This window comes from Chryseobacterium paludis (assembly GCF_025403485.1).
GTDB classification, from domain to species: domain Bacteria; phylum Bacteroidota; class Bacteroidia; order Flavobacteriales; family Weeksellaceae; genus Chryseobacterium; species Chryseobacterium paludis.
Genome location: NZ_CP099966.1, coordinates 2,947,723 through 2,970,386 on the forward strand (window position 1 = coordinate 2,947,723; position 22,664 = coordinate 2,970,386).

Consider the following 22,664-nt stretch of genomic DNA (forward strand, 5'->3'; position numbering starts at 1 on the left):
ATTTTTTTTAGGTTTTGCAATTATAATTTTCATTTTCTTAAAATTCCTTCAATAAAACAGATATTTTAAAACCTTATATTTGCAGAAAAACACGCATGCCCCAAGTTTCGATAATTACTCCATGTTATAATTCTGCCAGGTTTTTGGAAGAAACGATACATTCTGTAATGAGCCAAACATTTACAGATTGGGAGTGGTTGATCACAGATGATAAATCTGCTGATAACTCTGTGGAAATTATTCGGAAGATCAGTGATCCAAGAATAAAACTATCTGTTGCCGGAAAAAATGGTGGTGCCGGACATGCAAGAAATCTTTCTTTACAAAAAGCAAATGGTAGATATATTACTTTTTTAGATGCTGACGATTTCTGGGAACCCAATTTTTTAGAAGAAATGGTTAATTTTATGAAACGTGAAAATGCTGAAATTGCCTATTCAAATTATGCCAGATGTAACGAAGAACTAATTCCCCAAATTGAAGACTTCAAAGCTGACAAAGAGGTTACATTTGATAATCTATTAAAAACATGCCGCCTGTCTTTATTATCTTCAATGTATGATTCCCAGAGAGTAGGAAAAGAATACTTCCCGGAAGGCAGCAAACGTGAAGATCACGTAATGTGGCTGAATTTACTTAAAAAAATCCCTGTAGGAAAACCTCTTCCTAAAACTATGGCAAAATACAGAATGCATTCAACAAGCGTTTCGAGAAAAAAACAACATATTATAAAAGATCAATATCTGGTATACAAAGACTTTATGAAATTTTCTACATTAAAATCATTATACTATACCGCCAACTGGGCTTTAAATGGATTTATGAAATATTCTAAAATTTTCAACTAATGGAATATTCAAAAGAATTCAAAACTGCATTAAGTAATTTTTCTTCTATAGAAAAAGACCGTCTTATTTTCAGACTCCTCAAAAAGGATAAGCTTTTATCTAAGAAATTATATTTCGAGCTTATTGACACTGAAACAACAGATCAGAAAAGAGACCAAATGGAAGAATTAATTGAAGAAAAAGTTCTTTCCGCATCTAAACATCTGAGCAATCCAAAATATTTCCTCGTTCTCATCCGCAAATTAAGTGCAGAAATTACGGAACATATAAAAGTGACCACGGATAAATTTGGTGAAGTATCTCTTCATTTATTTCTGATCAATAAAATTTTAGATCATAATGATAAGTTAAGCCATCAAAGATTCGACAATGTTTACAAGTTATATCTTTATCTGATCAATAAATTGATAAAAGCTCTGCTCACCATAAAAAAACTGGATGAAGATTATTGGATCGAATTTGATGAATTATTAGAAGAATTGGAAACTAAGATACTTAAAAATAATTATTTACAAAAGCTTTGTATCAATAATAGTTTTGATTTTAATTGGTTAAAATCCGATGGAATCCCCGAAAACTTAGATCTGATTATAAAAGGAATAAAAAGCCAGGGCTTTTTAAAATGATTTGATTTTTTCTATAATAAGTGCTGAAGATTCTGGTTTATCATCTACAAATTTCCTGGCATTACCTGACATTTCTTCAATTACCTCATCGTTATTAAGAAGAAAAAGAATAAAATCGGCAGCTAAAGCTTCACTTGAGAAGGCTTTCCCTCCATTTGCAGAAATTAATTCATCTGCTTCAGGGTTTTTCTTGTAATGATCCCCAAACACGACTGGGACCCCGTACGTTGCTGCTTCAAGAATATTATGTAATCCGGCATCATGAAACCCCCCTCCTACGACTGCAATATCAGCATAGGAATATAATTTAGACAGTAAACCAATGCTATCTATAATTAGGAGTTGTTGATTCTTAATTAACGATTGGTCATTAGTTATTTCACTATACAATAAGGAATCTGGAAAACTTTGTTTTAAATTATGAACTCTTTTTAAATCATGGGGAGCAATAATAATTTTAACACTCCTATTCATCCCCGTAATTAACTCCGCAATTTTTTCTTCAGCATGCCATGAACTTCCAAAAACAATTGTCTTGTCTTTTCCTTTGAAGTCTTTAATATAATCTACATGATGATCAACGTTTCTCAATTGCTTCACTCTATCAAATCGGGTATCACCTGTTATAGAAGATTTTACCAATCCTACATTTTTAGCTAAAGCATACGAAAACCCCGTTTGGTGAAAAAACCAATCGACATTATTCTGCAATTGCTTTACAAACCATTTTCCGTAGGATGTAAAGAAAGACTGCCTTTCATAAAACAATGCTGAAATCACAAATACTTTTACATTTCTGCTTTTCAGCTCTGCAAAGAGATTATACCAATAGTCATATTTTACCGTAAAAAATAGTTTAACATTAAACTGTGAGACAAACTCTTTTATAACTTTCTTTCTATCAAAGGGTAAATAACAAACAACATCTGCAATATGTTTCTTTTTAACCACGTTTTCATAACCAGAGGGAGAAAAAAAAGTAATCAGAATTTTATGATCTGAAAATTCTTCTTTTAATTTTTCTAAAACAGGAAGTCCTTGTTCATATTCCCCTAAACTCGCAGCATGCATCCAAATAACTTTATCGCTTGGAGAAAAGCTGGATTTAACAAGTGCTAAAGATTCTTTACGACCTTCAAAACCCTTTTTTGTCTTTTCATTGAACAATGAAAAAAGTCTCATTCCGAAAACGAGTAAATTGACAAATATGTTATAAATAAAAGACATTAGTTATTTTTCAATTTCGGTTCTATCATTGTTAGTTGAGGGGTTAGAGATCACTAAGAACTCAAGATCTTTTGTTGCTTCATTAGCAATATAATGTTGAACTGTAGGTAAGATAGAAATACTTTCTTCTTCTTTTACTAAAACTTTTTCATTGTTGATATAAAACACAGCTTCTCCTCTTAAAATATAGAAGAACTGACTGGCTACCTTGTGGAAGTGTAATTTTTCAGCACTACCAGGAGGCATTTTTTCTTGCTTTACAGAAAGCCCGGGAGTATCTTTCAATACCCAGCTATCACAATTATTTCCCCAGATATAATGTTCGGAATTATCTTTCGAGTTTTTCATTTCTACTTTTTTTGAGCATGATAAATATATTAAACCCTAAAGCAATAAACAATAATCCCAGAAACACAAAAATCATATTACTTAATGTCCTGATCTTCTCTTCAGCCACCCACACACTCTCTACAACAGTATCTCCCATTAATAATAAAAATGGAATTAAGATACTGTAAGCAAATATTTGTATTGATTTCTTGTTACGAAAGCCATCAGGAACATGAACCATCGGAGAATTTGGGTTTCTTGTAACTCCGACAAGAATAAGAAAGACAAATGTAGAAATAGAAGGGGCAACCCATATCATTTTTTTATGATCATACCCATTTATATTTCCCTGAGCATCAAAATGAGTGGGAATAATATCTGGCAGTCCTGCATATTTCATTCCGGTAAAAACCCAAATTGAAATAAGTAAAATAATGCTGACAATTAATAAACACTTTGAAATCATTTCCTTTACTTACTAAAGAACACTTTTTATGACCCTCAATTTGTGGGTATGTTTATTCATTTCTTTATTAAAAATCCCTGTAGAATCCAGGATATCAATTCTTACTTTTCCTGAAGCGTGAATAATTTTCTGATTCTCCAGCATAATTCCAACATGGATAATTTTTCCTTCGGGGTTTTCAAAAAAGGCTAAGTCTCCCGGCTGACTTTCTTCAACGAACGTTAGCGGTTCTCCTACTTCCGCCTGTTGATAAGTATCTCTAGGAAGTTTTATATCGTGAATCTTATAAACCAATTGGGTAAAACCAGAACAATCTACTGCAAAGAAACTCTTTCCGCCCCATAAGTAAGGAACATTAATGAATTCTCTTGCTGTTAATGCAATACTTTCACGAATGTCATGACTTCTTCGGGATGCTACTGCAGAAAATTCAACTTCTGAACCCATGGAAAGTAATGTTTTCCCATCATTCATTAACACTGAAGCAAAGTCCTCAGTAATTAAAGTTACCTTTCTTTTAGCAAGCTCTTCGTCTGAAACAGATCTTATTTGTTTAGTATCCATCCATCCTTCATACCCATCATAGTGCATCTTTATTTTGGTCCAGTTTTTATCTACTTCCAAAATATCAGCACTTTCACCAAACAATATCTCTGTAACAATTTCTGCTTTATCCGAGTTTTCTGCACGAACAGGAGCTACAGTAACAATACAAATTCCTTTACTCATTAAGTTTATATTAAAAGATTGAATGATTCAAAGATTAAAGAATTAGATTCTCCAAAACCCTTGAATTTATTTTCTTCTCAGAAAATTTACGCCATCACGCAAAGGTAAAATAAGATTTTCAAAATCTTCATCTTTTGCAATCAAATCATTAAGTTCCTTAATTACCTGTGTTGATCTTTGTTTTGGATTCTCTTCCAATACTTTTCCGTACCAAAGAACATTGTCAAATAATATTACAGAACCAGATTTTGTATGCGGTTTAATTAATCTAAAATATTCAGCATAATTATCTTTATCCGCATCAATGAAAACCAAATCAAAAACTTCTTCAGTTTCTTTTAAAAAATCTTTGGCATCCTGAAGTCTAAAATATATCTGCTCTGAATATTCACTTTCTGAAAAATATTTCTGGGGAAGATAAGCAAGATCTTCATTCACATCTAAAGTCGTAATTTTTCCATCTTTAGACAAGCCTGTAGCTAAGCAAAGGGTTGCATAACCTGTAAAAGTTCCTATTTCAAGAACATTTTTAGGCTGCATCATTTTGGAAATAATAGTCAAAAGCCTTCCCTGCTGATAGCCGGAGATCATGTGAGGCTGCGTTGTTTTCTGGAAAGTTTCTCTCCTTAATTTTTTTAGAATTTCAGGTTCTGAAGAAGCATGTGCTTCCAAATATCTGTCCATTTCAGGGTTCTTTTCTTCAAAAAAACTCATGTTACCAATTTTTGTTATTCAAATTTAGCTAAATAAAAGAAAAAAATACCTCAATCCGCAACAAAAGATATGATAAAAATAGGGAAACCCTCATTATAAATACCGTAAAAACCCGGATGGTTTCGCCGACAATACATGGTATCTTTGCTAAGCGATAACGACACCAAATATTATATTATATATACCATGGAAACAGAAGTAAGTAAAGTTAAACAAAAGAGAAGAGTTACAGGATCTCTCGAAAATGTATCTTCTTCTGGAGAAAAGACACGCAAATTATCCGATTCATTTTTTAAGCGAATTATTTCATTATTGAAAAGAGAAGAACTAGTTTGATTAAAAGAATAAATCCCGAATTTCTTCGGGATTTATTTATTATTATAGTTTTTGAATTATTTCTTAGGCGTAATATCCATTAGTTTCATAAACTCATCAAGTTTAGGCATAATGATAATTTCTGTTCTTCTGTTTTCAGCTCTTCCGGAAACGCTCATATTTGTTGCCTTAGGATTGTATTCTGAACGTCCTCCCGCAGTAATTCTTGAAGGATCAACACCAAACTGAGTTTGTAGTATTTTAGCAACAGCAGTACCTCTCAATGCAGAAAGATCCCAGTTATCTCTTGGTAAATTCGCTGAACTTAAAGGAGCATTATCTGTGTTACCTTCGATCAATACAGAATATTTATCGTAATCGTTGATTACTTTCGCTACTTTACCTAACACCTCCTGAGCTGCAGGCAAGATATTGTAATCTCCAGTTTTATATAACATTTTATCAGATAGAGAAATCATAACTACTCCTTTCAATACTTTTATCTGAACATCTTCATCCGTCACATTATCCAATGATCTTTTCAGTTTATTAGACAATGCTAAGTTCAAGCTATCGTTTTTAGCATTATTTGAAATCAATTGCTTGATATAAGAGTTGGAAGCATTAATCTCACCTACCAATTTATCAATATTCGCAGAACTTTTTCCTGTATTAGACAAACAGGCATCTAAAGATGACTTTAAAGCATCATGCTGACTTTTCAGTAAATTATTCTCACCTGATAACGCAGAATTCTGAGACTTCAGATCCTGGATCTCTCTTTGTCTTTCTCCGATGTTTTCAATACATTGCTTATAGTTAGAACTTAATGCATCATACTGCTTTTTGCTGACACAAGATGTCATTCCCAACGCCATTGCAGAAACTGCTAAAATTTTTAATATCTTCATAAATAATCTTTTTTAGACGAATCAAAGTTAGAAAATTCAATTGAATTATATGAATTATCTTTGCACAAAAGAAATTCTCAACATGCATGTTGAAAAAATTAAGTATTAAAGATCAGCTAGAAAATCTCGTTAACCTACCAGAAAAATACACCTACCTTTTAGCGGTAAGTGGTGGTGCTGATTCTATGGTTCTAGTGTCACTTTTCCACAACTTGGGGCTCGACTTTGAGGTCGCCCATATTAACTATAAACTTCGGGGTGAGGATTCTGATTTGGATCAAAAAGTTGTACAAGATTTTTGTGAGAAAAATCATATTAAATTTCATTTGTATGAAGTTTCAGAGAAAGATAACAAACCAGAAAATTCTATTCAACTTTGGGCCAGAGAAATCAGATATCATTTTTTTAAACTAATTCAGGAAAAAGAAAATCTAGACTTTCTCGTAACAGCACATCATTTAAATGATCAGCTGGAAACCTTCATTATCAATCTTTCAAAAGCATCCGGAATTACTGGGTTGAGTGGAATTCCTGCAAACGACAATAAAATACTGCGACCACTCTTAAGCTTTTCCAAACAAGAGATCTATGCTTTTGCAAAAGATAATAATATTCAATACAGAGAAGATGCTTCCAATAAAAAAAGTGATTATCTAAGAAATAAGATCAGAAATGAAATTGTTCCGAAACTTATGGAAACAAATGATCATTTTTTAGAAAATTTCAAGAAAACATCTTCTTATTTAAATCAAACTAAAGATTTTGTTCAGAAACAAATTCAGGAAATTGAAAATAACCTTTTAATATTTAACAAAGACCATAAAATACTATCAAAAGAAAAGCTAAATCAGGAAAGTGATTTTGTAAAGTTTGAGATTCTGAAGAAATATGGCTTTAATCAGGAAGAGGAAATTAAAAAAATTTTTAATGCCGAAACCGGAAGTTCTTTTTTTTCCAGTAATTACCAGTTGATTGTCAATAGGAATGAATTAATTATTATTAATCAAACCGATGAAAAAGAAAATGAAGAGGAAATTATTCTGATGGAAAAATTCAATTCCAATACAACAGATATTAACATAGATCTTAACGACTTTATCCCTCCAGGTACTGATATTGAAAAAAGTTTCCGATGGTGTTTTGATGCAGAACAGATCGAGTTTCCATTAGTTTTGCGAAAAAAACAGGAAGGCGATTTATTTTATCCATTATACTTTTCGGGAAAAAAGAAAGTTTCCAAGTTTTTTAAGGATGAAAAATTATCTATTTTAGCGAAGCAAAAAATTTGGGTATTAGCAGACGGCAATAAAAATGTATTAGGCGTTATTCCTTACAGACAAGACAGACGATTTGTATGTACTGAAAAAACAAAATATACCCTCAACCTTTTTAACTAAAAGTAAAAATGAAAAGTAAATTTAAAGCATGGCTGTTATTAGCTTTGGTATTCTTATTTTCAGGACTCAACGCACAGATCAAAAATCCTGTAAAATTTAAATTCACAGTCAATGATCTAGGAAATAATCAATATGAAGCAGTACTGAATGCTACTATGGAAAGCGGCTGGCATATTTACTCCAGAGACATTCCTGAGGATACAGGAATTCCTACGGAGTATAAAGTTTCGGGGAAAAACATAGAATTGATTGGAAAATTTCAAGAGGTTGGAAAAAAGCACGAGGAATTTTCAGAGGCTTTTGGTGGTACCATTGTTTTTTATTCAAACTCTGCAGGTTTTAAACAAAAATTCAAACTTAAAGATCCTACAAAACCAGCTGACGTAACTTCAGAGATCACCTATCAAACTTGTGATGATAGAGTCTGTCTTGCTCCCAATACATTAGAATTTAATCAAAAAGTAACCCCAAAAGGAGTTACTGAAGAAGTAATTCCTGAAACCACCACAGAAGCTGCAAAAGATTCTGCGAAAACAGCAGTAACGGTTGTAGAAAATCCTGCAAAGGGTGATGTTACTGTTACAGAAGCATCACATTTAGACCCTAAACAATTAAAAATAGAAACACTAGATTTCAAAAAACCTTTAACTGATTGTGGCACTAAATCTTCAAAGGTTGACGAAAACTATTGGACTTATCTGTTTTTAGGGTTTATTGGGGGCTTAATCGCCTTGTTAACACCATGTGTTTTCCCAATGATTCCTTTAACGGTTTCCTTCTTTACAAAGGGAAACAAGAACAAAGCAAAAGGTAAAAGAGATGCCCTTATTTATGGATTTTTTATTTTATTAATATTTGTTCTGTTAAGTCTTCCTTTCCATTTAATTAATGGAATCGCTGGAAATATTTTCAATGAAATTTCTACGAGCGTTTGGCTAAATGTAGCCTTCTTCATTATATTTATTTTCTTCGCAGGAAGTTTCTTTGGATATTATGACATTACATTACCAAGCTCAATAGCCAACAAATCTTCTAAAGCTGAAGAAGCAGGAGGAATTATCGGAATCTTCTTCATGGCTTTAACACTGGTTATCGTTTCATTCTCTTGTACAGGACCAATTTTAGGAAGTTTATTAGGAAGTGCTGTTACAGGTTCTACGAATGTACCCATGTTATTAACTTTTGCACTAGCAGGATTTGGATTAGCTTGGGCAATTATTTTTGGACTTTTAGCATTATTCCCACAAGCATTACAAAGCCTTCCAAAATCAGGAGGCTGGATGAATACAGTAAAGGTCTTTTTAGGTTTCGTAGAATTAGCTTTAGCTTTAAAATTCTTATCCAAAGCAGATTTGGTTTCTAAAACATTCTTCCTAAAAAGAGAATTATTTATCGTTATCTGGATTATCATTACTATAGGTCTTACTCTATATTTATTTGGACTGATCAGATTCCCTCACGATGACAAAAAACCTAAGATCTCTATTACAAGAAAAATATTGGGAGCACTAGGTGTTGGATTTGTCATCTATTTAATTCAAGGGTTAATTCCTTCAGAACGTCCAAAGCTTCAATTATTGAGTGGAATCTTGCCACCATTGAATGTTAGTTATTTCCATGATGAAAAAGATGGAATTCTGGGAATGCATCCTGAACATGATTTCTTTAGTGCTATTGAGTTAGCGAAAAAAGAAAATAAGCCAATTCTAATTGACTTTACCGGTTATGGTTGTGAAAACTGTAGAAAGATGGAAGAATTTGTTTGGAGCGAACCAGACATTTTGCCAATCCTTCAAAATGATGTTGTTCTTGCCTCTCTTTATGTAGACGACAAGGAAGAGCTTCCGGAAGATCAAAAAACTAAAATTGATCTTGGAGAAGGGCAAATAAAAAAAGTAAAAACAATTGGTGACCGATGGAGTTTGTTCCAACAAGTGAATTTTAATAATAACTCACAACCACATTACGTATTGGTTACACCAGACGGAAAAGTAATCAATTCACCCGTATCCGGCTACATGCCAAAAGAGGATTTCAAAAAATTCCTTGAATGCGGAGTTAATTATTACAAACAGAATAAATAGTTTTAAACTTAAAATAATGCAGCCTTACCAATCTCTTTGGTAAGGCTTTTTTAATGCATTGATTTTAACAACATTTAAGTATAAATATTCAATAAAACAATTAAATTATTATCACTTTACTTAATTAGGTATAAACTTTGCATAGATTTCCTCAAATAAAGAAAAACACTTCATTCTTTATTAAAAACCGTTTAACATTTAAAAATTGTATTATGGCTGAAGTTATCGCACAAGAAAAATCAGGAAGCAAGCAACGGAAAAAATTAATCCGTATTGACATGACTCCAATGGTAGATTTAGGTTTTTTATTAATTACCTTTTTTATGTTCACTACCAATTTTACGAAACCGAATGTAATGGATCTGGGATTGCCTGCAAAGGATCACACTCCCAACCCTATACCTCCACCAATAGATATTGACACCCAAAATCAAATAACATTTATTATCGGGAAAGATAACAGAGTGTTTTACCACCAAGAGGCAAAAGAAGATTTAAACACCAACAATTTAAAGGAGACAAACTTCAGTGGAGTAAATATCTCAAAAGTAATTTCAGAAGCTTATAAAAAAGCTCCTAAAAAAGAAATCTTTACTATCATTGTAAAACCTACAGACGATTCCAATTATAAGAACTTTGTAGATATGTTAGACAATATTGCTATTTCTAAAAAGGAACGATACGGCGTTACAGATATCAAGCCTTGGGAGAAAAAAGTCTACGAAGAATTAACAAAATAAAAAAGAAAAAGAGCATTTTATGAATGCTCTTTTTTATTTACTTTTGAGTGTATAATTATATTCTTTGATGAAAAATATTTTAATTGCAGCCATTACCGCTACCTTTTTCGTTTCATGCTCAAAAAAAGAAACACAATCAACTCTAAATCAAACAGACAGTATCAAAATCATTGATTCTATTAATGCAGCCCGAACAAAAATAAATGACAGCATTAGAAGTACAAATTATTTTAAAGATTTTAACGGAGATCACAAATTCACCCACAACCTTATTAAAAAATCGGGTTCTGTAAATTTCAAAAAGACAGAAGGAGAAAAGGATCACTACAAAGTTCTTGGGGATATAAAATCAGGAAAAGATTATGTACATATTCAAGGTTATATGAAAATTGTTTCTGAGAAACATATGAATTTTACAGGAAGTATATCACAAAGTATTTCTGAAAATGAGAACGGAAAAATAGACATAAGACAGGGTACAAAAACTTTCCTATCCAAAGATGGTGGAAAAACCTGGCGGCTTCAGGACATGGTAAACGGCTCAGGATTTGTAGACTATATCGATATTCACTTTTAATTTTTGAACGCATGCTAAACTTTGAGAAAACAGGAAATGGAAAAGAGACATTAGTTTTACTTCATGGCTTTATGGAAAATCTTTCCATTTGGAGTGATGTTGAGTCTCATCTATCAAAAAACTTCACTCTTCTAAAAATAGATCTGCCTGGTCATGGGAAATCTGAAATTTTAGCCGATGTTCATACCATGGAACTTATGGCTGAAGAAGTAAAAAAAGTCTTAGTTGATCAAAAACTTGACAAAGTTCATTTATTAGGACACTCCATGGGAGGTTATACTTCATTAGCATTTGCTGAAAAATACCCCGAATCACTAAAAAGTTTAACTTTATTTTTCTCCACCTACTTTGCTGACGATGAGGAAAAGAAAAAACAACGTATAAAAAGTTACCGAATTATTCAGGAAGCATTTCCAAATTATGCCAGAGCGGGAATCCCCAATTTATTCAATCCAAATGAAAGAGATACGCTTGAAGGAAAAATAGAAACAGCTTTAGAGGTTGCCCTTTCTACCAATAACCTTGGGGCTTTAGCATGTGTAAAAGGTATGGTTGCACGAACAGATAAAAAACACGTCATAGAAAATCTCGAAGCGAAAATTCTGGTTCTGTCAGGAAAACATGACAATGCGGTAAAAACAGAAACCACCATTAGCAATCTTCCTGACAGAACAAATATAAAATCTTACGTTTTAGATTGCGGACATAACGGACACTGGGAAAAACCAAATATTTGTGCCGAAATTATCAACACAGAACTGCTTCATAATATGCCGAAAAATTTAGTTTTATAAAATTTAGTATATGAAAATCTGGATACTCTCATTCATCTTTATTGTATTTCTCAACTGCAACAAAGAAGCTGCAGAAGCGAAGAGTATTCCAAAGGATTCAATTCAATTAATTGAAAACACCAAAAAGGACAGTATAAAAACACCAGAAAATAAACCTGGCATCTTTACTTTCACCACTGAACTTTGCAATAACACCGGGTATTATGACAAGACCAAATATACGAAAGAAGAACTGGAAGGAACCTACAAGTTATATTTTGAACTTAATGGTTTATTACTAGATTCACCGCACGTTTTTGGACTCGAAGCGCTCCGGGAGACCAGAAGAAATAAAGATCAGATATTGCAAAAATTGGAGAAAGATTTTACTGAGAAGAAAAAGCTAATTGAAAACCTGAAAATTGTAAATATCCCGTATTGGCAGAATATGAAGAGGCAAAAATATCAGGAACTGCTCCAATACTATGAAAGGCAAAAAATTCAGATCATGGCCTATTCTGATCCATCGATTTTACTCAGCACCAAAACATCTCAAAAGTGCAGCCGTTTTGTAAAAGCTCTGAATTCGGATGACACCCAAATGGTTGAAGTATGGAGAAAGCTAAGAGAAGAGATGAGTAAAAGGAATGGAAACCCTCAAGAAGTTATGAATGAGTTTGAGAACCATCTCAATTCAGTCGACAAAAAAGACTATGCGATCATAGATCTGATTGTTTTTGGCTGGGGAAACTGCGTTAATAACGAAATTGAAAGGCCTAACTATGATGAAAAAATGAATGACCAATTTTATGCTCTCTTTATAAAAATGGATTCTGAATGCGATGAACCCTAATCCAGCCTTATTAAAATTTCTTGTATCTTAGTAAAGATTAATTTTCTCAATGAGTTTATTCTCTTTCAAAAAAAAGGACCCCATTATCGGCTTGACACTTTCTGGCGGAGGCATGCGTGGAATTGCTCACATTGCTGTTTTAAAAGCACTAGAAGAGTATAATTTAAAACCACAAATTATTTCCGGAACCAGTGCAGGTTCTATTGTTGGAGCATTCTATTCTTTCGGGAAAACACCCGATGAAATGATGGAAATCGTAAAGAGTACAACTTTTTTTTCAAGGTCCTATTTAAAGCTTTCTAAAAATGGGATTTTCAGCTCAAATTTTATTTTAAAACTCCTTACTGATTACTTTCCCGAAGATGATTTCAAGATTTTAAAAATCCCTGTCTATGTTGCTGCAACAGAAATGACACATGGAATTGTAGATTTCTTCTCGGAAGGCCCACTATTCCAACCTCTGTTAGCCTCTTCCAGTGTTCCTTTTGTTCTTCCTCCTGTAAGAATGGGTGAAAAAATATATGTAGATGGTGGCGTTTTAGATAACTTACCTATTGAACCTATTATTGATAAATGTGATTTCTTAATTGCATCTCATGTTAATTCGATCAGTTATGATGAATTAAAAAAAATGAGCTTAATGAAAGAGTTTGATAGAATTTTGCATTTAGCAATTGCAAAATCCGTTTATTCTAAAGTGAGTTCCTGCGATATCTTCTTAGATCCGCCCAAAATGACAAAATTTAGTTTATTCCACAAGAAAAATCTGGATGAAATGTTCCAACAGGTCTACGAATACACCTGTAAAGAATTGGAGAGCAAGGGGTATACAAAAATTTAAAAACCCTTTTTCTCTCTTTATGACTTCTTAAATCTAAACGATTTTACCTTCTTACAAATTCTCTTCTGCCACTCTGGTTTTAAAGGTCTCGAGGGTATCAGGTAAAGATTCATTTGATTTTCCACCTGCCGCATTGATATGACCACCGCCATTGAAATACTTTCTTGAAAACTGATTCACATCCACATCATCTTTACTTCGGAAAGATATTTTTATGAAATCCTCGTACAAATCTTCCATAAAAAATGCAGACATTTTAACGCCAACGATACTTAGTCCATAATTAACAAAACCTTCAGTATCTCCTTTTTGGAAACCATATTCCTGAAGCTCTTTTCTTGTCAGATACAAAACCGCTACTGTGCCATCATTTACCACTTCTATCCTTCCCAGAATTAAAGCAAGTAAGTGTAATCGGGAGACAGTGTTGGTATCCCAGGTATTAGAAGTAATAACAGAAGGATCAGCACCCTTTTCAATTAGATTAGCAATAATACGGTGCGTTGTAGCACTCGTGGAACGAAAACGAAATCCTCCGGTATCTGTCATAATTCCGGTATAAAGACATTCTGCAATATCTTTATTCACTAAATCTTCATCACCCATTGCTTCAATAAAATGATAGATCATTTGTGAAGTGGCAGGAATAATCGTATCAGAATACACATAATCAAATGCTTCAGGCTGCTGATGATGGTCGATAAGGATTTTTTTTGCAGTAGATTTTACAAGCCAATCTCCTAAAATTCCAATTCTTGAAGGTGAATTGAAATCCAAACAGAAAATTACATCAGCCTCATTAATCAGATCAAAAGCAATCTTTCTCTTATATTCAGCGACTATATTTTTCCTCGCCTCAGGCATCCATTTCAGAAACTTAGGAAAATCATTTGGCACAAGCACTTCAGCTACAATTCCTTTAGCATTCAAATAATGTTTTAAACCTAAACTGGAACCGATAGCATCACCATCAGGATTATAATGGGTAAGAATAACTATTTTATTTTCAGGAGTAAGTAGTGTATTAATTTCTAAAAGTTCCGCTGGTGTAAACATCTTTATGTTCTTTAAATTTGAGTCTCCAAAGATAGAGCTTTTAAATAAATCATTAAGCATTAATTTAAACAACATAGATGCTCTATTTACAATCAACCATATTAATATGACACAAAAAACATTTGAAATTATTTCAAAAAAAAGTAATATAAATTTGTAACTTCTAAAAAAATATATATCTTTGCAACCTGAAAAATAAATAGATAATTACGATTTAAATATATAGTAATGAGTAAAAGAACATTCCAGCCATCAGAAAGAAAAAGAAGAAACAAACACGGTTTCAGAGAAAGAATGTCAACGCCAAACGGTAGAAGAGTTTTGGCTGCAAGAAGAGCTAAAGGCAGAAAGAGTTTAACGATCAGTGCTGCACGCGCTAAGAGATAATCTCAAAATTATCATATACAAATCATGCTTGAAAAGAAGTTTTTCAGGCATTTTTTGTTGTTAAAATTTACTAAAATTTAGGTTCTTTAGGTTTCTTTTTTCTATTTTTAAAATCTGAAAAGATTTTCTTTAGAAATAGCCCTTTTAAAATTGAATTATGCCACATACAAATATCATAGGAGATAGCATTATAACTTTGCAGCACGCAAAAATTGCCCAAAAAAGCTTCACTGTACTTTCCGACGTTAATCTAAACATTAAGAAAGGAAGATTCTGTTATCTTATTGGAAAAACGGGATCAGGAAAAAGCTCTCTTTTGAAAACACTGTATGGACATATTCCTTTAGCATCAGGACATGGAGATGTAGTAGGTTTTGATCTTGCTAAAATGAGAACCTCTGACATTCCTAATCTAAGAAGAAAATTAGGAATTGTTTTCCAGGATTTCCAATTGCTTTCAGACAGAACCGTAGAAAAGAATTTAAAATTCGTCCTTGAAGCTACCGGATGGAGTGATAAGATAAAAATGGAGGATCGCATCAATGAAGTTCTGGGAAGCGTAAACATGAAAAGCAAAAAGCATAAAATGCCACACGAACTTTCCGGAGGAGAGCAACAACGTATAGCGATTGCAAGAGCTTTATTAAATCATCCTGATCTTATTTTAGCGGATGAGCCAACTGGAAATTTAGATCCTGAAACTTCAAATGAAATCATGACCCTTCTAAAGCAGGTTGCTTTGGAAAACGGAGCTGCAGTAGTAATGGCAACCCATGATTACCATATGATTCAAAATTTCCCGGGGGAAGCTATCAGATGTGAAGATGGAAAAGTATCAGTATTGGATACTACAGAATTATTTGAATAATTATTTACTAAAAATATGAAACTCTTTTGTGAGTTCCAGATATTGGTCCGAGTATTTTCTCGGACTTTTTTCTATCACAAAATCAACTTCTTCAATATTACTTTGATTCAAAGAAAATTCTAAGATTAATCTCTTAGTCTTTGAATTTTCTATTCCTTTAATATCAATTCTCCTTTTTAAAAACAAATGATGATCTTCAGAAATCTTCATAAAATCATTTCCGGCCTCAACAGGAATAATTACGGAGAAAATTCCATTTTCAGAAAGCAATGAAAAAGCTTTTGAAATCAGTTGCTTAAAATTTAACTCAACAGTTTGTCGGGCAACTTTATCTTTAGCAGAATTAGACTCTTCAAAATAAGGTGGGTTAGAAACAATCAGATCAAATTTTTCATTGGTTTCGAAAGTTTTAAAATCCTGAAGGGTATTTTTTAATCTTGCTCTAAAAATAGAATTTTCAAAATTAGTTTTAGTTAGGTTTACAGCCACATCCTGAATATCTAATCCTAAAAATTCGGCATCGGAGTTCCTCTGAGCAAGCATTAATGATATTAAACCAGTCCCTGTACCCACTTCCAGCACTTTTCGTACACCTGTTACATAGGCAAGAGCTCCGAGCAAAACACCATCCGTCCCAACACGGAAAACCTCCGGGGATTGATGAATATCAAATTGTTTAAACTTAAAAGGGTTCACTATAAGTTAGTGGGGAGTGTGATCGTAAATGTAGAACCTTTATCAACTTCCGATTTCACAGAAATCTCACCTTTATAATCTTCTACCATTTTTCTTACCATTGATAACCCTAATCCCATTCCACTATTTTTTGAAGTGAAATTAGGCTCAAATATTCTTTCATACATATTATCAGGAATACCTACCCCATTATCCTGCACAGAAATCATTACCCTTCTTTGATGCTGTTCTATATCGACATTAATGATTAATTTCCTATCATCACTTTGAGCCTGTTTCGCATTGGTAACAAGGTTTGTAATGATTCTTGAAAGATAAATCTTATCCATATTAATCATAATATTGGATTTGTTCGTATGAACGAAAACACTGTCATCGCTGAAAACCCGAAGAATATCCGCTATTTCTGCATTAAGGTTAATTGTCTCATTGTTTTTTTCAGGAAGCTTTGCAAATTCTGAAAATGCTGAAGCAACAGTAGCAATTAAATCGATCTGATCTACCATCGTCTTACTCATCAATTTCACCCTCTCCGTAACATTGGGATCCTGTGGATCGAATTTCCTTTCAAAATTCTGAATGGTAAGTTTCATAGGAGTCAAAGGATTTTTCACTTCATGAGCGACCTGCTTTGCCATTTCTCTCCATGCTTCCTCAGATGCTTTGAAACGAAGCCTTTCTTTTTGATCCTGAATCTGAAGGATCATCCTGTTATAAGCTCTTGCTAAGGCATTCAATTCATCATTCTTATAATATCTGATCGGACGCATTTCGTTCTCAAACAAAGTAATCCGGGTAATCATATCAGAAAATTTAGTAATATTTTTTGCTAAACTGTTTGATGTTACCCAACTGATCCATATACTAAATATGATAAGGAAAAAGTCAACTAAAAGGATATATTTAACATACTTATGAAGCACCTCCAGATAAGATGATTCATTATGATAAAGCGGAATATATACGATCCCTATTGGCTCCAAAACATTGTTTTTTAAAACCATATAAGAGGAAGTAAATACCGCATCTTTAGCCTGATCATAACCCCTGATATCCACTCTGGCATCAGTTGTCAGTATTCGATTAACAATATCTACCGGAATTGACTTTTGTGAGATCAATCCCTCATCTTTATTTGAAAGCAGATAATGACCTTTTAAATCGTAAATAACAATATCATGTTGATTAATATCTGCAATTTCGAAAATCTTATTTCCTAAAACTTGTGGAAGATCTTTTGTCTCAAGAATAGTACGACTTACAGCATAATCCAGAAATCTCATTACAGCACTGGTTTTTTCCTGCATGTCTATCTTACTTTGCTGTAATGAATTGCTTCTTAAAACAAAATAAGGAACAAGAGATGAAGCAACTACACTTAAAAGACATACCAACAAGAAACCGAAAAACACACGATTTCTCAAGCTATATCCTTTGTACTTATTAATTGCCATTCTGTTTATTAATTAACCTAGCAATATACTTACCAATTATATCAAATTCCAGATTTACTTTGTCTCCAATTTTTAAATGTTGCATATTGGTAAACTCCCAGGTATAAGGAATAATGGCTACCGAAAATTGAGAATCTTCACTTTTTGCTACTGTTAAACTTATTCCATTCATGGTAATTGAACCCTGAGGAACAGTTACAAAACCTCCTTCATTGTCATATTTAATGGTAATAAAATAACTTCCGTCTTTATTTTCAATTCCTGCAACCTCTCCCGTTTTATCGACATGCCCCTGAACAATATGCCCATCCAGTCTTCCGTCCATCTTCATACAGCGCTCCAGGTTCACAACTGTTCCAACGTTCCAATTTCCGAGATTCGTTTTTTCTAATGTTTCATTAATCGCTGTTACAACATATTGGTCATCTTTAATTTCAACAACCGTTAGACAACAACCGTTATGAGCCAGACTCTGATCTATTTTCAATTCATTGGTAAAGGGACAGGTTAAAGTAAAATCAATATTACTTCCTTTTTCCTCAATTTTCTCAATAACCCCAACTGCTTCAATAATTCCTGTGAACATATTATTTTTTGCTAAATTTGTAAAATTATAATCTTCAAAGATAATCAAAATGAGTCCAAAAAACTATAAAGTACGAGTAGGAATTTCAATAGGTGATTTCAATGGTATCGGCCCTGAAATCATCATGAAGTCTTTGAAAGACAAAACAATTACAGATTTTTTTACTCCGATAATTTTCGGATCAGGAAAACTTTTTACTTATCAGAAAAATATTTTTAAACTGAATCTTAATTTCAATTATATTAATGAAACTTCACAAGCGCAAGGCGGAAAGCTAAATATGGTAAACCTTGCAAAAGACAACTCCAATGTAGAATTAGGTGTTCCAACGGAAGAGTCTACCCAAATGGCAATTGCTTCTCTGGAAGCTGCTACTGAAGCTTTGATAAAAGGAGAAATCGATGTTCTTGTTACTGCTCCCATCAATAAAGATGAAATGGTAAAAATGGGCTTCAAGCACGCAGGTCATACCGGATATTTTGAAGAGAAATTCAATAAAAAAGGGCTAATGTTTCTAGTAACTGATGATTTAAAAGTAGCCGTTTCTACCCATCACATCCCTATTGCCAAGGTAGCAGAAAACATATCCAAAGAGAAAATCAAAAAGCAGATCAAAGCTTTAAACCAAACTCTAATAGAGGATTTCTGTATTCAGAAACCCAAAATTGCTGTATTAGGATTAAATCCTCACTCAGGAGATGGCGGAGTTATTGGAAGCGAGGAAATAGAAATTATAGGACCAGCTATAAAAGAACTGTCAGACAATGGAATTTTAGCTTTTGGCCCATTTCCCGCAGACAGCTTCTTTCAGCCCAATAAATACAAAAATTTCGATGCCGTTTTGGCAATGTATCATGATCAGGGATTGGCACCATTCAAAACATTAGCTTATGAAGAGGGTGTAAATTATACTGCTGGGTTACCGTTTATAAGAACCTCTCCTGACCACGGAGTCGCTTATGATATTGCCGGAAAAAACATTGCAGATGAGCAAAGTTTTACGGAGGCTATTTTTACAGCAATTAAAATTTTCAACAACAGGAGTGAATATAATGATCTAATGAGCAATAGAATGCAGCCAAGAAAAATGGTTGTAGACAATGGAATAGACGAAGATTTGCCTGATGAAAACGAAGCGTAAATAAAACAAACGCATTTTAAAACAATTTGTTTGACATTTTATTTGTAATTATAAAAAAAATGCATATTTTTGCACACTCATTTTATGGACAAGTTAAGAAACTATGACGTAAGCTTTTCCGGATTAAAAAACGGCAAGCATCAGTTCAAATTTGAGATAGATCAATCGTTCTTTCAATTATTTGACACTGAACAGGAATTTACAAATCCTAGAATTACGGTAGATGCTTTCCTAGAAAAGCACACCACTTTTTTAGAATTTGAAATAAAAATCAATGGAATTGTAGAATTGGTTTGTGATATTACAAACGCAGAATTCGACTATCCTATAGAGAATGAAATTAAAGTTTTGGTAAAGTTTGGAGAAGAATATGATGATAGTGATGAAAACGTTATTACCATTCCAAGCACAGACCACGCTTTCAATGTAGCACAGTTGATTTACGAGAATGTGATGCTTTCCATACCAATGAAAAAAGTATCTCCAAACGTAAGCGATGAAGATTTAGAAATTCTTGATCAATTCAGTCCTAAAGATATTGAAGAGGTTGAAGAAGAACACGAAAGTGACCCGAGATGGGAAGCGCTTAAAAAATTAAAAGACAAAAATTAAAATAATTTAAATATGATGAGATGATGAAAAAAATCTCATCGCTCATCAAATTAAAATAGTTATTACACAATGGCACATCCAAAGAGAAGACAGTCGTCCACAAGAAGAGATAAGAGAAGAACTCACTACAAAGCTGTAGTTCCTCAATTAGCTAAAGATGCAACTACAGGTGAACTTCACCTTTACCACAGAGCTCACTGGCATGAAGGAAAACTTTACTATAGAGGTAAAGTAGTATTGGAGAAAACAGTGGAAACTACTGAAGAAAACTAAGAGGCTATTTTTTAAAAAAACCTCATTTTAATACAAAAACCGTCCAATTTTGATAAAATTGGACGGTTTTTTGTTGTTTTTTATGTTTTTTTGGTATCTTTGACCCAAAATCAAATATCAAATTTATGGACATTAAAGACATACAAAATCTTATTAAGTTTGTATCTAAAGCTGAGGTTTCAGAAGTAAAATACAAAACTAAAGATTTCGAAATCACTATTAAAACTCCATTAGCAGGAAGTGAAGTGAACTATGCACAACCTGCAGTTTACCATACTGCTCCACAGCAAGCAGCTGCTCCTGTACAAACGGCTACTCCTGTCGTTCCTACTGAAAAGACTGAAGCCGCTTCTGATGACAGCAAATATGTAACTATCAAATCTCCAATGATTGGTACTTTCTACAGAAAGCCATCTCCAGATAAAGATGTTTTTGTAAATGTAGGTGACGAGGTTTCTAACGGAAAAATTGTTTGTGTAATTGAAGCAATGAAGTTATTCAACCAGATAGAATCTGAAATCAGCGGAAAAATCGTTAAGATATTGGTAGATGATGCTACACCTGTAGAGTATGACCAACCTTTATTCTTGGTAGATCCATCTTAAGGAATTTTAGATTAAAGATTATAAATTTTAGATGAATACTTTTCATTTAAAATAATTTAAAATTCAAAATTTATAATTTAAAATTTCGGAAAGATGTTCAAAAAAATATTAATAGCCAACCGTGGCGAAATTGCAATGCGTATTCTTCGTACTTGCAAAGAAATGGGGATCAAAACCGTTGCAGTATATTCTACTGCAGACAAAGACAGTCTTCACGTAAGATTTGCTGATGAGGCAGTTTGTATTGGTCCTGCGATGAGTAAAGACTCTTATCTTAAAATTCCAAATATCATTGCTGCTGCAGAAATAACCAATGCAGATGCTATTCATCCTGGATATGGTTTCTTATCTGAAAATGCTAATTTCTCAAGAATCTGTCAGAAGAATGGTATTAAATTTATTGGTGCTTCTCCTGAACAGATCGAGAAAATGGGTGACAAAGCTAATGCCAAGGCAACTATGAAAGCGGCTGGTGTACCATGTGTACCAGGTTCGGATGGATTGATCGAATCCTATGAACATGCTGTAAAAGTAGCTGGGGAGACAGGATACCCAGTCATGATCAAAGCAACTGCAGGTGGTGGTGGAAAAGGAATGAGAGCTGTTTGGAGAGCTGAAGACCTTAAAGACCATTGGGAATCTGCCATTCAAGAAGCCGTAGCTGCTTTCGGAAACGGAGGTATGTATATGGAAAAATTAATTGAAGAGCCTAGACATATTGAAATTCAGGTAGCAGGAGACCAATACGGTAAAGCCTGTCATCTTTCTGAAAGAGATTGTTCAGTACAGAGAAGAAATCAGAAATTAACTGAAGAGACTCCATCTCCTTTTATGACTGATGAACTTCGTGAGAAAATGGGTGATGCAGCAGTAAAAGCAGCAGAGTTTATTGGTTACGAAGGTGTGGGAACAATAGAATTCTTAGTAGACAAGCACAGAAATTTCTATTTCATGGAAATGAATACAAGAATTCAGGTGGAACACCCGATCACTGAGCAGGTAATTGATTATGATCTGATCAGAGAACAAATTCTTTTGGCTGCAGGAACGCCTATTTCAGGAATTAACTATTATCCAAAATTACATTCTATCGAATGCAGAATCAATGCAGAGGATCCTTATGCTGATTTCAGACCATCTCCAGGAAAAATCACAGGATTGAACATTCCTGGTGGACATGGAATCAGAGTTGACACTCACGTATATTCAGGATACACAATCCCTTCCAACTATGATTCAATGATTGCAAAATTGATCACTACGGCTCAGACCCGTGAGGAAGCAATCGCTAAAATGAAACGTGCATTGGAGGAATTTTATATTGAAGGTGTAAAAACAACAATCCCTTTCCACAGACAATTAATGGATGATGAGGATTATCTTGCAGGAAACTACACCACAAAATTCATGGAGAGTTTTGTAATGGATAGAAAATACGATAATCATTAGGATTATTTTATATAAAAAAGCAGAAACTGTCTCATTATGAGGCAGTTTTTTTTATTTAAAATTCACAGAATTCAACAAGAAATCTACAATCAATTATACTGCATGA

At 33.4% G+C, this 22,664-nt stretch carries 26 protein-coding genes; 16 read left to right on the forward strand and 10 right to left on the reverse strand.

The features are described from left to right. Nucleotides 1-95 precede the first annotated feature (95 nt). Complete coding sequence (locus NG806_RS13360) at nt 96-848, forward strand: glycosyltransferase family 2 protein (protein WP_214827511.1); 753 nt, start codon at nt 96-98, stop codon at nt 846-848. Then, entirely contained in the window at nt 848-1,474 is a 627-nt protein-coding gene (locus tag NG806_RS13365; protein WP_261510039.1) for a deoxyuridine 5'-triphosphate nucleotidohydrolase, read from the forward strand. Before NG806_RS13360 ends, NG806_RS13365 begins: the two co-directional genes overlap by 1 nt. Here NG806_RS13365 and NG806_RS13370 read toward each other — a convergent pair. The 6 genes from NG806_RS13370 to NG806_RS13395 all read right to left on the reverse strand — a co-directional run bounded on the left by NG806_RS13370 (nt 1,466) and on the right by NG806_RS13395 (nt 6,166). Continuing rightward, on the reverse strand, nt 1,466-2,701 hold the full coding sequence (locus NG806_RS13370) for a 3-deoxy-D-manno-octulosonic acid transferase (RefSeq protein ID WP_261510041.1): 1,236 nt from the start codon (nt 2,699-2,701) through the stop codon (nt 1,466-1,468). The genes NG806_RS13365 and NG806_RS13370 overlap by 9 nt on opposite strands. A gap of 3 nt (nt 2,702-2,704) precedes the next feature. Continuing rightward, complete coding sequence (locus NG806_RS13375) at nt 2,705-3,049, reverse strand: cupin domain-containing protein (protein ID WP_214827502.1); 345 nt, start codon at nt 3,047-3,049, stop codon at nt 2,705-2,707. Further along, a complete protein-coding gene (locus NG806_RS13380; protein WP_261510042.1) occupies nt 3,030-3,497 on the reverse strand; it encodes a DUF1648 domain-containing protein in 468 nt (155 codons plus the stop codon). Before NG806_RS13380 ends, NG806_RS13375 begins: the two co-directional genes overlap by 20 nt. Nucleotides 3,498-3,509: 12 nt before the next feature. Continuing rightward, a complete protein-coding gene (locus NG806_RS13385) occupies nt 3,510-4,226 on the reverse strand; it encodes a C40 family peptidase (protein WP_214827497.1) in 717 nt (238 codons plus the stop codon). Nucleotides 4,227-4,292: 66 nt separating this feature from the next. After that, nucleotides 4,293-4,940, reverse strand: coding sequence for an O-methyltransferase (locus tag NG806_RS13390; protein ID WP_261510043.1), 648 nt, complete (start codon nt 4,938-4,940; stop codon nt 4,293-4,295). 392 nt (nt 4,941-5,332) lie between these two features. After that, complete coding sequence (locus NG806_RS13395) at nt 5,333-6,166, reverse strand: OmpA family protein (protein WP_214827485.1); 834 nt, start codon at nt 6,164-6,166, stop codon at nt 5,333-5,335. A gap of 86 nt (nt 6,167-6,252) precedes the next feature. Between NG806_RS13395 and tilS the strand changes: the two genes are divergently transcribed. From tilS to NG806_RS13430, 7 genes are all read left to right on the forward strand, one after another. Next, complete coding sequence (gene tilS / locus NG806_RS13400) at nt 6,253-7,563, forward strand: tRNA lysidine(34) synthetase TilS (RefSeq protein WP_261510044.1); 1,311 nt, start codon at nt 6,253-6,255, stop codon at nt 7,561-7,563. 8 nt (nt 7,564-7,571) lie between these two features. Further along, on the forward strand, nt 7,572-9,647 hold the full coding sequence (locus NG806_RS13405; protein WP_261510045.1) for a protein-disulfide reductase DsbD family protein: 2,076 nt from the start codon (nt 7,572-7,574) through the stop codon (nt 9,645-9,647). Nucleotides 9,648-9,859: 212 nt separating this feature from the next. After that, on the forward strand, nt 9,860-10,387 hold the full coding sequence (locus NG806_RS13410) for a biopolymer transporter ExbD (protein WP_214827476.1): 528 nt from the start codon (nt 9,860-9,862) through the stop codon (nt 10,385-10,387). A 67-nt stretch (nt 10,388-10,454) separates the two neighbouring features. Continuing rightward, nucleotides 10,455-10,964: a hypothetical protein gene (locus NG806_RS13415; RefSeq protein WP_261510048.1), complete on the forward strand. Its 510-nt coding sequence runs from the start codon at nt 10,455-10,457 to the stop codon at nt 10,962-10,964. Between the two features lie 11 nt (nt 10,965-10,975). Beyond that, the gene (locus tag NG806_RS13420) at nt 10,976-11,758 is read left to right on the forward strand and encodes an alpha/beta fold hydrolase (protein ID WP_261510050.1); all 783 of its coding nucleotides are present in this window, start codon (nt 10,976-10,978) and stop codon (nt 11,756-11,758) included. 10 nt (nt 11,759-11,768) lie between these two features. Further along, nucleotides 11,769-12,590, forward strand: a complete 822-nt coding sequence (locus NG806_RS13425; RefSeq protein WP_261510052.1) for a hypothetical protein — start codon at nt 11,769-11,771, stop codon at nt 12,588-12,590. A gap of 49 nt (nt 12,591-12,639) precedes the next feature. Continuing rightward, nucleotides 12,640-13,431 carry a patatin-like phospholipase family protein gene (locus tag NG806_RS13430; protein ID WP_261510053.1) on the forward strand — a complete coding sequence of 264 codons (792 nt, stop codon included), beginning with the start codon at nt 12,640-12,642 and terminating at the stop codon, nt 13,429-13,431. Between the two features lie 51 nt (nt 13,432-13,482). Here the strand turns inward: NG806_RS13430 and NG806_RS13435 are convergent, their stop codons facing one another. Next, complete coding sequence (locus NG806_RS13435; RefSeq protein WP_214829195.1) at nt 13,483-14,487, reverse strand: DHH family phosphoesterase; 1,005 nt, start codon at nt 14,485-14,487, stop codon at nt 13,483-13,485. Nucleotides 14,488-14,715: 228 nt separating this feature from the next. Here NG806_RS13435 and rpmH point away from each other — a divergent pair, with 228 nt between their 5' ends. Together rpmH and NG806_RS13445 are read left to right on the forward strand one after the other, a co-directional pair. Further along, nucleotides 14,716-14,874 carry a 50S ribosomal protein L34 gene (rpmH, locus tag NG806_RS13440; RefSeq protein WP_034681061.1) on the forward strand — a complete coding sequence of 53 codons (159 nt, stop codon included), beginning with the start codon at nt 14,716-14,718 and terminating at the stop codon, nt 14,872-14,874. A 157-nt stretch (nt 14,875-15,031) separates the two neighbouring features. Then, entirely contained in the window at nt 15,032-15,742 is a 711-nt protein-coding gene (locus NG806_RS13445; protein ID WP_214827459.1) for a cell division ATP-binding protein FtsE, read from the forward strand. Here the strand turns inward: NG806_RS13445 and NG806_RS13450 are convergent, their stop codons facing one another. From NG806_RS13450 to NG806_RS13460, 3 genes are read right to left on the reverse strand one after another with little or no spacing between them, the layout of a single operon-like run. Then, nucleotides 15,743-16,438 (reverse strand): tRNA1(Val) (adenine(37)-N6)-methyltransferase, encoded by a 696-nt coding sequence (locus tag NG806_RS13450; RefSeq protein ID WP_261510056.1) that lies wholly within the window; start codon nt 16,436-16,438, stop codon nt 15,743-15,745. It lies immediately after the preceding gene. Continuing rightward, the gene (locus NG806_RS13455) at nt 16,438-17,892 is read right to left on the reverse strand and encodes a sensor histidine kinase (protein ID WP_214827455.1); all 1,455 of its coding nucleotides are present in this window, start codon (nt 17,890-17,892) and stop codon (nt 16,438-16,440) included. Before NG806_RS13455 ends, NG806_RS13450 begins: the two co-directional genes overlap by 1 nt. Beyond that, a complete protein-coding gene (locus NG806_RS13460; RefSeq protein ID WP_261510057.1) occupies nt 17,882-18,478 on the reverse strand; it encodes a riboflavin synthase in 597 nt (198 codons plus the stop codon). The genes NG806_RS13455 and NG806_RS13460 overlap by 11 nt, the downstream gene beginning before the upstream one ends. A 49-nt stretch (nt 18,479-18,527) precedes the next feature. Between NG806_RS13460 and pdxA the strand changes: the two genes are divergently transcribed. From pdxA to accC, 5 genes are all read left to right on the forward strand, one after another. Further along, a complete protein-coding gene (gene pdxA, locus NG806_RS13465) occupies nt 18,528-19,619 on the forward strand; it encodes a 4-hydroxythreonine-4-phosphate dehydrogenase PdxA (RefSeq protein ID WP_261510059.1) in 1,092 nt (363 codons plus the stop codon). A gap of 84 nt (nt 19,620-19,703) precedes the next feature. Further along, complete coding sequence (locus NG806_RS13470) at nt 19,704-20,231, forward strand: YceD family protein (RefSeq protein ID WP_214827447.1); 528 nt, start codon at nt 19,704-19,706, stop codon at nt 20,229-20,231. A gap of 69 nt (nt 20,232-20,300) precedes the next feature. Next, nucleotides 20,301-20,504: a 50S ribosomal protein L32 gene (rpmF, locus tag NG806_RS13475; RefSeq protein ID WP_034681046.1), complete on the forward strand. Its 204-nt coding sequence runs from the start codon at nt 20,301-20,303 to the stop codon at nt 20,502-20,504. A gap of 125 nt (nt 20,505-20,629) precedes the next feature. After that, entirely contained in the window at nt 20,630-21,109 is a 480-nt protein-coding gene (gene accB / locus NG806_RS13480; RefSeq protein WP_214827444.1) for an acetyl-CoA carboxylase biotin carboxyl carrier protein, read from the forward strand. A 93-nt stretch (nt 21,110-21,202) separates the two neighbouring features. Then, the gene (gene accC, locus NG806_RS13485) at nt 21,203-22,558 is read left to right on the forward strand and encodes an acetyl-CoA carboxylase biotin carboxylase subunit (protein ID WP_261510062.1); all 1,356 of its coding nucleotides are present in this window, start codon (nt 21,203-21,205) and stop codon (nt 22,556-22,558) included. The last annotated feature ends 106 nt before the right edge of the window (nt 22,559-22,664 follow it).